The 16,284-nt window shown below is 42.7% G+C and carries 7 protein-coding genes and 2 pseudogenes; 2 read left to right on the top strand and 7 right to left on the bottom strand.

The genetic code is table 11. The features are described 5' to 3' along the window. Positions 1 to 24 precede the first annotated feature (24 nt). The 4 genes and pseudogenes from CAL7507_RS32855 to CAL7507_RS27610 form a co-directional block, all read right to left on the bottom strand. Positions 25 to 2,874, bottom strand: a complete 2,850-nt coding sequence (locus tag CAL7507_RS32855; protein ID WP_015131778.1) for a C1 family peptidase — start codon at positions 2,872 to 2,874, stop codon at positions 25 to 27. 25 nt (positions 2,875 to 2,899) lie between these two features. Next, positions 2,900 to 6,433 carry a WD40 repeat-containing protein gene (locus CAL7507_RS27600; RefSeq protein ID WP_015131779.1) on the bottom strand — a complete coding sequence of 1,178 codons (3,534 nt, stop codon included), beginning with the start codon at positions 6,431 to 6,433 and terminating at the stop codon, positions 2,900 to 2,902. Then, positions 6,430 to 6,945, bottom strand: coding sequence for a hypothetical protein (locus CAL7507_RS27605; protein ID WP_015131780.1), 516 nt, complete (start codon positions 6,943 to 6,945; stop codon positions 6,430 to 6,432). Before CAL7507_RS27605 ends, CAL7507_RS27600 begins: the two co-directional genes overlap by 4 nt. A 312-nt stretch (positions 6,946 to 7,257) precedes the next feature. Beyond that, positions 7,258 to 7,977, bottom strand: a pseudogene (locus tag CAL7507_RS27610) (Uma2 family endonuclease). 92 nt (positions 7,978 to 8,069) lie between these two features. On the opposite strand from CAL7507_RS27610, the gene miaB reads away from it, so the two are divergent. Both miaB and CAL7507_RS27620 read left to right on the top strand, forming a co-directional pair. Then, positions 8,070 to 9,434 carry a tRNA (N6-isopentenyl adenosine(37)-C2)-methylthiotransferase MiaB gene (miaB, locus tag CAL7507_RS27615; protein WP_015131781.1) on the top strand — a complete coding sequence of 455 codons (1,365 nt, stop codon included), beginning with the start codon at positions 8,070 to 8,072 and terminating at the stop codon, positions 9,432 to 9,434. A 633-nt stretch (positions 9,435 to 10,067) separates the two neighbouring features. Continuing rightward, positions 10,068 to 10,232, top strand: a pseudogene (locus CAL7507_RS27620) (Uma2 family endonuclease); the annotation flags it as partial. A gap of 404 nt (positions 10,233 to 10,636) precedes the next feature. Here the strand turns inward: CAL7507_RS27620 and CAL7507_RS27625 are convergent. From CAL7507_RS27625 to CAL7507_RS27635, 3 genes are all read right to left on the bottom strand, one after another. Continuing rightward, complete coding sequence (locus CAL7507_RS27625) at positions 10,637 to 12,481, bottom strand: bifunctional serine/threonine-protein kinase/formylglycine-generating enzyme family protein (protein WP_015131784.1); 1,845 nt, start codon at positions 12,479 to 12,481, stop codon at positions 10,637 to 10,639. Positions 12,482 to 12,786: 305 nt separating this feature from the next. Next, the gene (locus CAL7507_RS27630) at positions 12,787 to 13,452 is read right to left on the bottom strand and encodes a hypothetical protein (RefSeq protein WP_015131785.1); all 666 of its coding nucleotides are present in this window, start codon (positions 13,450 to 13,452) and stop codon (positions 12,787 to 12,789) included. Between the two features lie 50 nt (positions 13,453 to 13,502). Beyond that, positions 13,503 to 16,175 (bottom strand): RNA helicase, encoded by a 2,673-nt coding sequence (locus CAL7507_RS27635; RefSeq protein ID WP_015131786.1) that lies wholly within the window; start codon positions 16,173 to 16,175, stop codon positions 13,503 to 13,505. Positions 16,176 to 16,284: the final 109 nt, after the last annotated feature.

Consider the following 16,284-nt stretch of genomic DNA (forward strand, 5'->3'; position numbering starts at 1 on the left):
TCCACACACAACCATATCTCATTTTTAATCGTCTCCTGTATCACCAGGCGTTCCTCCCTTATCTGCATTCCAAGCACTAGCCCCTGCGCCAAAACGTCCGCTAGCCAGCCATTCTGCTTTCAACAACGACCACCAATCTGCTGTCAACCCTTTGACGATATAATCGTATGGGAGCCAGCCATAGCCACCTTGACCCCAACGCGTTCCCCAAGAATTGCGAATTAGCAATGCACCTTCTGACTTAATTCCGTCTGCATTTTCGACTGGCTTGCGGTCATGATAGCCTACTGCAACTACTGTATGACCGCCAATCACTCGGTCTTGTTTATTAGGTAGAGGGATATGCCCTTTTACCGTGTTAGCTTCATCATAGACAGATTTGTAGAGCGTGAAGCCAAATATACAGGGAAGTTCAGCAGCCAGTAGCACTTTTACTTGCGAAAGCAGTGTGTATCGAGAAATACTACCATAATCTAGGCGAAAATATTTGAGAGTTTTATAGTTCTCAGCAAAGGAATAGCAAAAAGGCGTTGGTTGTTCATCAAATTTAGCTTCGTCATAACTCCAGTAATTTTCTGGACAAACACCAAATGCTACCATTGCTTTCATTGTATCGCGTACAGAGGCTCCGGAATCACCTTCGGCTTGCATTAAATTGCGTGTAACTTTGTAGAGAAACAAAGGTGAAGCATCAGTATAGTTACCCGAACTTTTTTTCTCAGCATATTCCATTAAAGCAATACCAGCATGGGCTGTACAAGAGTTAATGCTTCCCTGATCTTCAATTGGAGAACACCAATAACTGAGATCAACAAATTCAGGTAACGAGAAAAATACTCTTTGAGATTTTGATTCCGGCGGATTTTTCTGACAGTTATCTTCCTGTAATTTCCTGAACTGATTACGCAGTTTAAAATGAATCGGTAACTGCAAATTACTCTCTGTATACTGACACGAGTTATTACTCGCATCAATTGACGTTATCTGCTTAATCTCTTGAATTTCCAACAAGGTTTTTTTAAATCGAACAAACTTTCTTAAATCATTCAGTTGATCGTCATTATATTCACTTATTTTTTTCACCAAGCAATATATTAAAGGATATGTATTTCCAATGCTCTGCAAAACTTGTTGTAAATATTCTTTAAATTTAGCTTTTTTAGCTTTTTTGGTTTCTTCTGTTTGTTCTTCAATAGATTGACTGCTTTGGTTTTTATCGTGAATTTCGTCCAACTGTTGAAGTATCACCCCTAACATGAATTTTAAAAAATCAGGATTTTCTATAAGATTAAAATCTCTGATTAAGCGAAAATTATATTCTTCAATAGTTTCTCGCATTAATTCTCTTGTTTTTTGATTTTCTGGATTATTATCTCCTCCAATTACAGAGTGCAGTCTTTTAATTACTTGCTCTACTGCTTGATTCAAGTTTCCATATTTAGCTAAAGGCATCAAAACCTGTGCAATTAACTTAATAATTGCATCAATCAATGGGCGAATTTGATTTTCTATTTCTGTTCCTGATGATTCTTCATTCATCAAATTTTTCTGACAAAGTTCAATTAATTTATCATGACTTGGTGACGGTACAGGTTCGATTCTTTCTTTTAATGATTGGGGCGGTATTTGCGGCGGTACAATTTGATATACCGCTTTCATAAACTTTTGCCATTCAGAAATCTTTTCTTCAATACCTTTCTTAATTGCTGCTGCTATTGTAGTTGGTGCGTCATATTCTTCTATTTCTTCGGTTTCCGGAATATTTTTCTCATCATATATTTTTCCAGCAATTTTATTTATTGTTTGCTTAACTTCGTTTTCTAGAGATAAAACTGATTCTAAGCCATTGATTTTTTCTAAAATACTATTTAGTTCTGCCTCCGAGTTGTTTATCCATTCTTCGTTCTTAGCATCAGATACACCAATCAATGGGTCGTATTTTTTAGTAATTTCAGTTAAGGCGATCGCATTACCATGATAATCTTTAATCCACCGGCCTCCATTTCTGGTGACACACAAAAGACCATTAACAATATCACCCTTATGATCTTTGAGATATTGAATAGTGTCTTCGATATTTTTTTTACTTTTTTGTATTTTTGCTATATCCAAAATATCTATGAAATCAAAAGTCTCACATTGTAATTTCTTTAATAACTCGAATAGATGAATGATTAATTTTATTTGACCACTCTGAAAGTGTTGAAAGCTACGTTTTGTGAATATCTCTGTTTCTCCTCGAGGATTTTTTCCTCGAGGATCGCTCCATTTTTGCCATCTATCAGGAAGATCCTTAAGAAAGGAGGGCGAATCGATAATGATTGATAAATCAGCTAATTCTTTGATAGCTTCCATATCATCTTTATCGATTGAACCATGTTGATCATCTATGGTATTTTGCAACCGCTGTTGAGTATTGAGTACTTGATTGATCATCTTGCTGGTTTCAACATCAAACGTAGCATCTTTTAGCTTCGTGATATCCATAATCTCGTAGATATTATCTGAGCTATTAAATTTCCACGTCCAAAGAATCCGTTGCAAGTAATTCTTGATTAGTAGAACTTCTGAGTCTGCCATGCCTACTTGGAAAACGTTATGTAGTTTCACGGTGACAAATTGGCTATTTTCTCCTAAAATTTCTTGTTCTAAACCATTTTGCAATTCACTAAATTTTTGCTTGTCTGCATCTACATTTCCTGTTTTTGCTAGAATGCCTAAAGCTTCCGAAATCTTTCTGGCAAGGTTTTCAATAGAACCTGTTTCTTTTTGACTTTGAATTCTATTTGTTAAATTTTGCAGTGCTTCACTTTGCAATGTAAAGTCATTGATATCGGGATAATCTGGAATCCAGCCTGTACCTTTATTTTTCATTTTTCTGCCCCTGGTTTAGTAGAAGTTACTTACATGAATGATGGGATTTTAAGTAATCATGTATTTGATTACATCCTTTGGCTATGAATCCTGTAAAACTCATATCTGAGACATCCCATAGCAAGACGATGCCATCGGCACTGCTAGAAGCTAATAATTTACTATCACGGCTAAAACTCACGGCATTGACTTCCGATTTATGCCCCATTAAAGTTGTAATTAATTTGCCATCTGGTTGCCAAATTTTGATGGTTTTGTCGCTACTAGCAGTAGCAATTTTTTTGCCATCCGGGCTGAAGCTAACATCAAGTACTGATGCATTATGTTCATTCAGAGTTTTGATTAAGTTACCTGCTAAACTCCAAATTTTGATGGTTTTGTCACTACTAGCAGTAGCAATTGTTTTGCCATCTGGGCTGAAACCTACACTCCAAACTGAATTTTTGTGTGCGGGAATTGTTCTGATTTCAGTGCCATCTAAACGCCACAGCTTGACTGTACCATCGTCACCTGTAGTAGCAATAGTTTTACCATCTGGGCTGAAATTGACATTTAAAACTCTGCCATTATGTCCTTTAAGAGTATGAAGTTCCTTCCCGTCGAGACTCCACAGTTTAGCTGTGCCATCGTCACTAGCAGAAGCAATGATATCTCGACTGAAAATCACAGTATTGACGCTACGTGTATGTCCTTGCAGTATTTGCTGAAATTTCCCGTCTCGACTCCAGAGTTTGATGGTTGCGTCAGTACCACCAGTGGCTATTGTTCGCCCATCGGGGCTGAAGCCAACTCCATACGCACTCTTTTGTTGACTCGGCCAAGTGGAAAGTAGTTTACCTTTGAGACTCCACAACCGAATCATGCCATCTTCGCCGACACTAACTACTTGCTGACTATTATCTGGGCTAAACCTGGGACTCGTCGCTGCACCTTGATGTCCCACCAGAACAGTCAACAAGCTGCGATTTACTTGCCAGAGCTTGATAGTTTTGTCATTACTCGCAGTCGCTAACAGCTTACCATCGGGACTGAAGTTGAGGCTGGGAATTTGTCCTTCATGACTTGCCCAGGTGTCAATGAGTGTACCGTCTTTCCGCCAGAGTTTGACAGTGCCATTAAAACTACCAGAAGCAATGGTTTCTCCATCTGGATGAAAACTGACGCTATTTACTGGTTCTGAATGCGGTAGGATTTTGGGCGGTTGTCCTTCTTTTCCCCACAGTTTGACTGTTTGATCGGAGCTAGCTGTTGCCAAGATGCCGCTTTTGGGACTGAAATCTGCGCTCATAATCGCGTTATTATGTCCAGTCCATTCTTTGATCGGCTTGTCATTTTTTCCCCAGAGGCGAATTTTTGTGTCGTCGCTGATGGTGATAATTCTATCTTGAGCAATAAAAATCGCTTGCCTGACTCTTGCACTATGTCCTTTGAATGTCTGGAGTAACTTACCGTCTAATTGCCAAAGTTTCGCTGTTTTATCTTTGCTGCTAGTGGCAATTGTCTTGCCATCGGGACTGAAACTAACGCTATAAACTGTGCTGTTGTGGGCTGGGATTGTCCTGATATACTTACCATCACGATGCCAAAGTATAACGGTACCATCTTGACTAGCGGAGGCTAGGATCTGCCCATTGGGACTGAATTTTACACTCGTTACGGGTTTGGTATGCCCTGGTAGAGTGTTGATCAGACTGCCATCTGTTCGCCAGAGTTTGATTGTTTTGTCGTAACTAGCTGTAGCCAGAATTTGACCGTCTGGACTAAAAATGACGCTTTGAACAATTTTCTCATGTGCTTGCAGACGATCGCGTTCTCGCGTCCAGTAGACGGCTTCTGCTAGGGTTGCTTGCACATCGGCTTGCGTTTGGGGATTTTTGCCCAAAAATAGTGATTGGTAGCGATCGCTCGCCTCTAAGCCATCTATGAGAGCATCAAATGTATGTCTGTTATTAGCAAAACGAGCCTCTGAGGTTTGCCGCAAGGCGGTAATTTGTCTGCTTTCGGCTCTTTGATATTGAACGGTGGAGAAAGTCGCTAAGGCTAATGCCACAGTAGAAAAAGCAGATAAGCCAATGATGGTTTTGCGGCGTTGGCGATCGCGTCGTCCTGAACTAGCATTAATAAACTGATTCGCAGCTTCACTAAACCCACCCAAAACGGAGTTAAATGCTTCATTCCGTCTCAGTTCCAGGGTTTGTTCTAGTCTTGATCCACTCCACAGTTCATCATCTGCTTTCGTATTTTGCCATCTGAGGACATCTTCATTTAAACGATTACGGAGGGCGATCGCTTGACGATTTGCACCGATCCATTCATGTAACCTTGTCCAAGAAGTCAGCAAGGCTTCATGGGCAATCTCTAGAGTGGAGATGTCAGCCTCTGGCTGATAGTTACTTACCAACAGGCTTTGGTCGATCAATTGTGTCAATACTGCTGCTTCTTCTGGGCTAAACTCAGATCGCATTGCCCTTTTGCGGACTGGTTTCCAGTCGGTTCCTGACTCTTCATCCCCGCCAATTTCGACTAACTTTAAGAATATGCGTTGCACACACAGTTGTTGTTCTGCTGTGAAATTGTTGTATATTGCCTCAACTCGTTGATGGAGTGCGCCTCTGACACCACCCAACTGGCGATAGGTATTGATATTGAGTGTGCGATCGCTAATAGCATTCAGATTAACTTCTGTTTCCCAAAGTAAATTCAGCGTATATTGCAACAACGGCAAATACCCCGCCTGTCCCTCGATATTGGTAATAATTTCCTCTACCAATCCCGTTTCAAACACCACCCCACGCTGGGCTGCTGGCTGTTCTATCGCTAATCGCAACTCATCTCGTTGCATTTCGGCAATAAATGGACGATGCTTATCTGTAGCTTTGACTAACTGCGGATAAGGACTCAATCGATCCAGAAAGTCAGCCCGCATTGTCGCTACAATTTTGACAGCATGTTGCTTAGTTTTGCTTAGTTGCACCAAACTGGCGATAAATTGGTTGCGCTTTTCTAAATGACTATTAGTAAATAACTCCTCAAATTGGTCAATCAAAATAAACCAATAATCATCAGGCTGCTTTAATCTCGTTAGCACCTGATTAAGAGTATCAGCTTTGGCTTCACGGGCAATTTGGACTTCGCTTTGTTTGTATTTACCCAGTAGGCTCGCATAAAAAGACTCAAATGGATCGACATCTGGAGTAAACACAAAGTTTACTAACCGTGAACCCCATTTTTGAGACAACCAAGGAATTAAACCTGCTCTGACTAAAGATGACTTGCCACTACCACTAGCCCCTAATAGCAAAATTAGGTTAGTTTGTTCTAGTTCATTTACCAAACCCGTGAGAAATTGATCCCGTCCAAAAAATAGGTCTTTGTCTTCTGGTTCAAATTTCTTTAAACCTTTGTAGGGAGAAGTTGCTATAAATTGACGGGTTTTAATCTCATCAACTGCGATTTGCAGAATTTGAGTCTGATTGAGAGTAACAACGTTGCTGTCACCCATTGAGATATGACTAATTTTTTGCCTAGCTTCTTGATTACTAGGAAATTCCTGGCTCATAGCCCTACCCATACCTTAGCAAGTAAAGGAGCTATTTTCAAAACTGGCTCTGCTATCTCTGCCGCCCCTGTTAAACCTTTTTTTAATGCTTCTAATGCTTGTTCTACCAAGTTTTTATCTGGTTTAGGCTTGTTTAATTCTCCTTCAATTGTTTGCAGCGGCACTTCTAAAGTTTTTTTCTCAATCAAGTTTAAGCTATTACTTCCTGCAATATCTTGCTTCAATTTCGAGAGCAAATTTAAGGCTTCTTGGATATTAGCATTCTCAATCCTAGCCTGAGTCCTATTTTGACTGATGCTACTTCCCCGATCTGCTTGCAATTGATTAAAGGCAATATCGGAGTTACCGCTACCAATAGTAATACCCTCAATATTTTGGGAATGGGACTCCACAACACCAGTAGTGGACGGATTACTCAAAATCTTGGCTAGGGAATTTTGCAATTCCAATTTTTCTTCCACCGTAAGATTTTGAATAATCTCTAAAACTTCGTTCACATTGTATTTTGGCATACAATAAATCTCTCAATTCATATCGCAGCATACCAAAATATTCCTTAAAATCGAAGTAGTTTTGATGATTTATATGTTTTTTGACGTTAAAACTAAATCGTCACAAAAAGCAGTCTGATGGGTCGAGGTGACTACAATATAGTCACAAGAATTACGAATTATGAAGTATGTAGATGCAAAGCGGCTTGCCACTATTCTTAGTATGAAATTACCCCAGCCCAAAAAAGGGACTTGCAAATGAAAACTCCACCCCGCAAGTAGATGGAGTTTTTGGGCATGGGGAGAAAAAGTCGTACGTCTGCGTTTTCAAATCTACAATCGGTCTGGATCAATTCCTAAAGCCTTTAGTTGCGCTGCTAATTGTTCAGCGCGTTGTTCAGCAGTTTGGGCGCGTTGTTCAGCACTTTCGGCCCGTTCAGCACCAGTCGGCAAAACATGATTCTTGTTGTTGCACCAACGCAACCAAACATCTTGCTTACCTTCAAACACACCTTCCCATAACGTCAAACCTAAACCCACTCCTTCTAACCAGAATCCTTCTATCTCTACATAATGTCTCAGTCTTAACTCATAGATATGCAGCAACTGATTTCCCAACAGTTGCAAGGGATCAAATACTGCGTAGTACTAAATTCCCATCCGAGCATAATCTACCAACTTACTACTCAGTTCGTTACCTTCACGATTAGAAACAATTTCTATGGCCACATCAGGTGCTTTACCAAATTCCGACACAAAATAAGTCCGGTTCTTCTTTTCGCGCCAATCTTCCGGCATGGTAACATCCAGACTGAGAAACACATCTGGCACTAGTGGCGGTAAGCCAATCCCATAAAAAACCCCAACATTTGCCGCTGCGATAAATGCCTCAGAACCTTTGGGAGTCTGCCACGAACTATATAGAACTTCCGTTAACAGCCGTTGTTGTTTTTCCGAACGAAAGTTATCCACAGGTGTATCGTCTTCGATCACTAGCTGGTTAATATCTGGAGCCTCAGCAATGTAATCTGAGGATAAAGCTTCTTGAACCATAAGAGCGCCTACCCAATCAGGTTGCTTTTTCTATACTTTAATAGAATAGAGATCAATCTGATATACATTAATCTGTTTAAACCTAATTTCCCATGACCACTTCTCAACGCCGCTATCACATCACTACTTTCGGTTGCCAGATGAATAAAGCCGACTCAGAACGCATGGCTGGCATCTTAGAAGACATGGGCTTTGAATTTTCAGAAGATCCCAATAATGCAGATTTGATTCTCTACAATACCTGCACAATTCGGGATAATGCCCAGCATAAGGTATATTCCTACCTAGGCAGACAGGCGAAGCGCAAACATGAACAACCTAATTTAAAATTAATCCTAGCTGGTTGCGTTGCCCAACAGGAAGGGGAAAGCCTATTACGGCGTGTGCCAGAATTAGATTTGGTGATGGGGCCACAACACGCCAACCGTCTTAAAGATTTGCTGGAATCAGTTTTGGAGGGCAACCAAGTTGTCGCCACAGAAGCAGTTCACATCATGGAAGACATCACCCAACCGCGCCGCGACAGCAGCGTTACCGCTTGGGTGAATGTGATTTATGGCTGTAACGAACGCTGCACCTATTGCGTAGTTCCTAATGTGCGTGGTGTGGAACAATCCCGCACACCGGCAGCTATTCGCGCCGAAATAGAAGCATTGGGACAGCAAGGTTATAAGGAAATTACCTTGCTTGGTCAAAATATTGACGCTTATGGACGTGATTTACCAGGGGCGACACCAGAAGGGCGACATCTGCACACCCTGACAGATTTACTCTATTACATCCATGATGTGCCAGGAATTGAAAGGATACGTTTTGCTACTAGCCATCCCCGTTATTTTACGGAACGCCTAATTAAGGCTTGTGCCGAGTTACCCAAGGTGTGCGAACACTTCCACATTCCCTTTCAATCTGGAGACAACGAACTTTTGAAAGCTATGGCGCGGGGTTATACCCACGAAAAATATCGCCGGATTATCGACACAATTCGCCGCTATATGCCAGATGCGTCGATTAGTGCGGATGCGATCGTCGGGTTTCCTGGGGAGACAGAAGCACAGTTTGAGAATACCCTCAAACTCACAGCAGACATCGGTTTTGATATGTTGAATACGGCAGCATATTCACCCCGTCCGGGAACACCAGCGGCTTTGTGGGACAATCAGTTGAGTGAGGAAGTAAAGAGCGATCGCCTACAAAGATTAAACCATTTAGTCAACGTCAAAGTCGCCGAGCGATCGCAGCGTTATTTTGGCCGCATTGAAGAAGTCTTAGTAGAAGACCAAAACCCCAAAGATAAAACCCAAGTCATGGGACGCACGCGGGGTAATCGTCTCACCTTCTTCACTGGCGATATTAATCAAATAAAAGGGCAGGTGGTAAAGGTGAAAATCACCGAAGTTCGTCCTTTTAGTTTGACTGGGGAACCCGTGGAGGTGCGGCAAGCCATGCCAGTTTAAATCAGTGAACAGTAAACAGTTATCACGGTTTCATTCGGAGATTTAACACTGTCACCGTGAGCCTGCCTGACTAACTGCTTAGTGACCACCCCGACGTAGCTCATTACAAGTAACTGACAACTGTTAACTGTTCACTGGTAACTGTTAAATGTTTTTGGTTTTTAATTATTTTTTAGGCTACCATTTAAATAAAAAGAAGTGGCAAAGCCACTTCCTAATTCCCAGGTAGAACCTAAGAAAGAGTATAACTACTAAACAGGTTTAAAATCGTATAAACTGACACTAAATCAGTGTATATAATTGTTTGAGTCATGATGATTGTAATACTGACTCGAGTTCGTCCATTTCATTATTCAGATGTGCGAGTCTGGCTTTTTCGTCTAAAAGCTGTTGTTCTAAATGAAACCTTACTGCCGTACCAGCCTCAATAGCCAAATCTTTACCCATTCGCCTCACTTTCTCGCTACGGATCTTTCATTCTGCTTGCAGTGCATCCAATTTCTGCTGCAAACGTCATTTACACCGTGCTGTGCTAGGTTAAGTGTTTTTCACTCCTATGTCTTTTGTATAGATGATTATGGGCGATCGCCATAATTAATATCAGCTCCTTTATGATTTCGGTGAGGTAACACGATGGTCATCGCAGCCAACAATCTTGCTCTACCAGATCACATCGAGCTACCAGAGTCTGATGGTACTTTTGTGTTCGCGGAGCGTGCTGGAGGCAAAAATTTTCAGGAACACCCGCAAAGTATTCTCTTAACTGATTCTATTCTGCCACGGTTACAAGAAATTCATCTAAAGATTGGGAATATTCAAGTTTTCATCGTGCTGTATGTCAAGGTACATAGATGTTATGTGGGGCGATGAAGATGAGATATTATTTAATGCCGATATTAGTAAAGAGTAATGTCATGAAAAAGTAGGTTGGGTAGAACGTAGTCCAACCCCAACAAATTCATTATTTGCAGTAAAAATTATTGATGTGATCGCTATCATTAAAAATGGGTACAATCCAATAAATACATTGTGTATTGTTGTGGAAAGTGTTGGGTTGAGGAACGAAACCCAACCTACTTGGATCTAAATCTACTTGCTAATTGCCCAGATTTTAAAAAAAATTATCCGCCTACGGCGGGGGGTAATAAAAAGTAAAGAAGTGTAAAGGGTAAAAGGGTAAGAGTGTAAAGGGAAAGGAGTCCTCACGCGAGAACAAGAACGACGCGAAAACCGAAATAGTCGTCACGGGCGTCGGGGGAATTCCAGCCACGGTTCCCACCGCGACAGTACCCTGGGTCGAAGTTCCAAGAACCACCACGCAGCAGACGGGCAGATTGATTATCATTATCATTGATCCACGCCTTACCATTTGTCGGTACGCCATTGTAATTATCATGGTAATGGTCTTGACACCACTCCCAAACATTGCCATGCATATCGTATAACCCAAAAGCGTTGGCGGGAAAAGTTCCTACTGGGGTTGTTTCATTGCGATATTGACCTTTGGGTGCAGAGGCGTATGTAAAAGTCCCGTTGTAATTTACTAAATCTGTTGTAATCGTCGCACCAAAATAAAACGGCGTAGTCGTCCCCGCACGACAAGCATATTCCCATTCCGCTTCGCTAGGTAGTCGATAGGTGCGTCCTGTCTTCTGACTCAACTTCTTGCAAAATTCCACCGCATCATCCCAACTCACTTTTTCTACAGGTTTTTTCTCTCCTTTAAAGTTAGAAGGATTTGTCCCCATAATTGCTTGATACTGCGCTTGGGTAACTTCATATTTCCCCATGAAGAAGCCAGGAACTGTTACCTGACGCGGTGGACTCTCATCTTTCTCTCTTTTCTCTTCCCCATCCGGTGAACCCATTGTGAAAGTCCCCCCTGGTATCTGCACCATTTCCAAAGTGACACCATTTCCCAAGTCTTCTATAAATCTTTTAGCTTCAAGCTGGCGGCGGTTGGTGATGGTTCCCTGTGCATTCACCGTCACTGTTTCAAATGGAAAGGTTTTTAAGCTATTGCTAGAAACGGGAGACGGCTTACTAGAACCTCCTGAAATAGACGGCCACAAACGCGGTACTACAATTGCCAAGCCCAACCCAGCACTCGCAAACCCAACTGTTTGAATTACCCTGCGTCGTGACCAGTTGGGGAATATTATTTTCGTTGGTGTTGGTGTTGGTGTTGGTATGGGTGGTGGCGGTGGTTGTCGTCGTTGTGGTTTTGGTGGCTGGAGTGCTTGCAACACTTCTTCTGCTGAAAAATATCTGTCTCGAAAGTGATAAGTCACCATCTTATTTAACACCATAGCCAGTTGCTCACTGACATTTGCCCCATTACGCCAAATCACTTCACCGTCAGTGGAGTCTTTTGGTAGTTGATGAGGTTGTATCCCTGTTAACGCATGAATCCCCAACATCCCCACTGCGTAGACATCGCTACATAATTTTGGTTGTCCCGTTGCTTGTTCACTGGGCATATAACCAACCGTGCCAATCGTCACGCTAACACTGGTTTGCCCTTCAGTATTCAACATCATGGTGTTAACTTCTTTGACTGCGCCAAAGTCTATCAAGACTATCTTGCTGTCCTGACGACGACGCATGATGTTCTGAGGTTTGATGTCGCGGTGGATGATATTCTTTTTGTGGACTACTGCTAATACTTCCAGAATTTCTTGTAATAGCTTTGTGACTTCTGTTTCCGTTAACTTCTTACCAACAATGATTTCTTTGCTGAGGTCTTCCCCATCAACAAATTCCTGAACCAAATAAAATTCGCCTTGTTCTTCAAAGTGGGCAAATAGTTTGGGTATTTGATCGCTATCATTGCCTAACCGATACAAAACTTGGGCTTCGCTATCAAATAATCTTCTAACGATTTGTAATACTCTGGGGTCGGAGTTTGGTTTGAGATGTTTAACTACACGCTTTGGCTGGTCAGGTAAGTCTAAATCTACTGCTAGGTAAGTGTCACCAAATCCGCCACTTCCCAGGACATAGAGGATTTTATAGTGGTTGCGGAGGATGGTACCAGGCGTGAGCATAATTTATGGCTTGGTAGTGATCTGAGTAATAGGATAAGTGATTTTTTCCACGTAAAGGTGCAAAAACGCAAAGAAAAACCACATTTACCATTTACTTAGGTATAGATTTAGATCCCCGACTTCTTGAAGAAGTCGGGGATCTGCTGGGCAAAGTGACGCTATAAGTAGATAGTGGCGTGACAATGCTAAAATAGTACATTAGACGTAGGTTGGGTGAAGCGGAGCGAAACCCAACATATATCCGGAGGTTGGGTAACGCATTGCCTCAACCCAACCCACAAAATCTAGGATGTATCTTTTTACCATTACTGACTTGGGTTGAGTGTAACTATGATTTGTGATACCCTCATTCCCAGAGGTTTCCAGTTGGGGTTAGTGGCGGAGAAAGTGCTGTCACCAGAGACTGCTTGATATTCTTTGGGAAACTTTTTATACGCATCGGGAGCAGCATCTACTTGCAAGATGAGCTTACCGTGGTAGCGGGACAATCGACTACTGTCTAACAAGATTGTACCACCGTAATCCCATGCCAATCCATAGAGTTTAAAGTTGCCTAATTTCTGGCGTAATTGGCTAAAGGTTGTGCCTACACCTATACCTTCAGAGGTTTTCCATGCTGAACCTATGTTACGCACATCCACGGGTTTTGTGCGAGTGCGATCGCTCCAGACTACCAAAAAAGAGCGATCGCGTCCTAAGTTTACCTGAGTAGCGGCAAAACTACCAATTCCTTCAGCCCCGGAAATGGTTTTATCAACTAAGCGAGACGCACCAAACAACTTGATTAAATTTTGCTTGGTGGTTTTGCGCGTCATTGGCCCCACTCGTTCACCAGGAACAATCAAAGTGTCTGATAAGGTTTTTGATTGAGCAATGGTAATTGGCTGCTTGATTGTCTGTGTAACTGCTGAGGTGGTTGAGTTACTCAGTAGTAAAGCTAACATGGTTGTGGCGATCGCTTTAATGGTCATTTGTTATTTGTCATTTGTCAAGAGTTATTCTCCCCCTGCCCCCTGCCTCTTCACTCCACCACCTCATTCACAGGGAATCGATCAATTAGCTGCATAGCGCGGTAGGCGTTGCGTTGTAAAGCATGGGGTAAATTAGGAACGTGGGGTATCTGGGAGAGTAAATCTAAGGTTCGCCGTAAAATTCTGACGACATCGCCTTCATCTAAGGTGGTATGTTCACACAGTTCTGTCCACTCTACACCAAGTGCCCACTGTTCTAGCAGGGCAATTAGATCAAGCTCTAACCAGATAGGCAGTGCTACATTATACCGCCGTTGGAGTTGGAAAATTTGGCGACGAATTCCTCGCAATTTTGCCAAGGCATCTGCTACCTCATGACTGAGATCGAAGTGTACCTTGCTATCAGGACGAGGGGTTTCTGTCACTAAAGCGGCAATTGAGGCTGCTAAATGGTGGGGATCTAAGTTATCTAATTCACCACTGGCAAATACTAAACCCAACCACAATTCATTTTCTCCCCGGATGGCTGCGGCAATTTGCCCTAATGCTGTGGGCACTAGGTTATCTAAACAGCCAAAGTGCTGTAATATTTCTATTAAACTGAGAAATTCTTCCCAATAACGTTGGGATTGTTGCGCTACTTGCCCTTGCAACACTTGCAGTTCTGCTTCTAGTTCGATACAACGTGCCTGACGTTTAAAAATAGCGCCAGCATTGCCCGATTCATGTAGGGGATGCGCCTCTAATTGTGCTTGCACAGCTGCAACACGACTAAGTTGTTCTGTAACTTCTGGTGGCAGATACAGAGACTCTTCCGCATTGGGAATCTGTTGGGCAATTGCTGCGGTTTCTTCGTTACCACGACGTGACTGTCCTGGTTTCAAGAGCAAATCAGGCGGCGGCAGTATCTGTAGTGGTACTTCCACCCGTGGGAGTTCGGCGTATAAATCAACTACATCTACGGCATTAGCGACATACCAACGATTATCTTTTCCTAAACAGACTAAGTTATGGGTTTCGCCACTACCTGGCGTTTGTTCAATTAACACCGCTGTCACGGGTGTCGGTACTGTGATGTTTTTACCCTTGAGACTCAATAGCGTCCCCGACACTGCAAAGCCCAACATCATCGACAATTGCTCTTGTCGTTCTTCCTGTGCTTGCTCTTGCAGTGTTCGCAATAACTGGCGTTCTACTTTGAGGCGTTGCCGCAATTTCTCATAAATAGCCAGTTCATTTTCATCGACTGCGGCAATTTGGGCTTGCAGTTGGGCTAATTGTGCTTCTACTGCGGCAATCTCATCATAATCTGGCCTTAGATGCAAGGTGGCCATGTACTGCCCAAAACTGCGTTCTATCAGTTCCCTGGCTTGTTCGATAGTGTGGGTTTGCAGTAGATTCAGTACCATCCCATAACTGGGTGTAAATTGGCTTACCAGGGGATCTGGTTTGGAAGTGGCCAAATACGCTGCTTCTTTGGCTCCTTCAAAAGGAGTTTGGACTGTAACTACATGACCTTGTTTATCCATGCCCCGGCGGCCGGCCCTACCTGCCATTTGCAGGAATTCCGAAGCGTTTAATAAGCGATGTCCGTTATCAGTACGCTTAGAAAGGGTGGAAATTACCGTTGTTCGGGCGGGCATATTAATTCCCGCTGCGAGGGTTTCGGTAGCAAAGACTACTTTAATTAATCCCTGTTGAAATAGTTCTTCTACTAAAACTTTCCAAGCAGGTAAAATCCCGGCATGGTGTGCGGCGATTCCTCGGTAGAGGGGGGCAATTTGTCCAGAACGCCCAGCTTCGGGATTGCGGGTTAAAAAGTCATCAATCTGTCGCCGCAATATCTGGGACTCATCGTTATTTACCAGCCATAAATCACCCACTTCAGCTACGGCTTTATCACAACCCCGGCGGCTGAAAATAAAGTAAATCGCGGGGAGCATATCCCGTTGTTGGAGATGGCTTAGAGTATAAATTATTCCAGGTGCTTCTGGTCTACCACCTTTGCCTCTGTCTCCTTGTTTTCTCTTCCCTCTGTTGGATAAGCGGGGGTTAATTTTGGTGTTGCTGTCATTCAGCAGGGGAAATAACCCTTTGGGATTGCAGAAGTGAAATTCTAAGGGAACTGGGCGAAAATCGGAATAAATTAGGTCGGTTGGCCCGTGGACGCGATTTAGCCAGTCGGTGAGTTGATCGCTATTGGCAACGGTTGCGGAAAGGGCTGCTAGTTGAACTTCACGGGGACAATAGATGATTGACTCTTCCCAAACGGTGCCGCGTTGGCGATCGTTCATGTAGTGACATTCATCGAGTACCACTACATCTACATCGATTAATGAGATGCCGATTTGCCCTATGGGTGTGCCATAGAGCATATTCCGGAAAATTTCTGTGGTCATGACTAAGATCGGTGCATCTCTGTTAATGGAGGCATCTCCGGTTAACAGTCCGACTTGATCAAACCCGAATTTTTCGCGGAAGTCACGTAATTTTTGATTCGACAGCGCTTTTAGGGGAGTAGTGTAGAAGACACGTTTTCCTCGCGCTAGGGCGCGAAAGATGGCGTATTCGCCTACTAATGTTTTGCCCGAACCTGTGGGGGCACATACAACTACGGAGCGTCCAGCGTTCAGGGACGCGATCGCATCTTTCTGGAATTGATCCAGTTCAAAGGGAAATATCGTCCCTAGGTCAAGTTCTGGGGATGGTGCAGGATAATTCACTCAATCACATTTGCAACCAGACTGATTACTATATTAACGGCTATTTTGTCAACTTCGTTATTGGTCATTTGTCATTTGTCATTGGTTATTCCCACTTGCTCCCTTATCT

Origin of the sequence: Calothrix sp. PCC 7507, from assembly GCF_000316575.1 — a bacterium.
In the GTDB taxonomy this organism is placed as follows: Bacteria; Cyanobacteriota; Cyanobacteriia; order Cyanobacteriales; family Nostocaceae; genus Fortiea.

Excerpts from the sequence above, each read along its gene's own strand:
- CAL7507_RS32855 (WP_015131778.1), bottom strand. The coding sequence starts at position 2,874 with ATGAAAAATAAAGGTACAGGCTGGATTCCAGATTATCCCGATATCAAT.
- CAL7507_RS27600 (WP_015131779.1), bottom strand. The coding sequence starts at position 6,433 with ATGAGCCAGGAATTTCCTAGTAATCAAGAAGCTAGGCAAAAAATTAGT.
- CAL7507_RS27605 (WP_015131780.1), bottom strand. The coding sequence starts at position 6,945 with ATGCCAAAATACAATGTGAACGAAGTTTTAGAGATTATTCAAAATCTT.
- miaB (WP_015131781.1), top strand. The coding sequence starts at position 8,070 with ATGACCACTTCTCAACGCCGCTATCACATCACTACTTTCGGTTGCCAG.
- CAL7507_RS27625 (WP_015131784.1), bottom strand. The coding sequence starts at position 12,481 with ATGCTCACGCCTGGTACCATCCTCCGCAACCACTATAAAATCCTCTAT.
- CAL7507_RS27630 (WP_015131785.1), bottom strand. The coding sequence starts at position 13,452 with ATGACCATTAAAGCGATCGCCACAACCATGTTAGCTTTACTACTGAGT.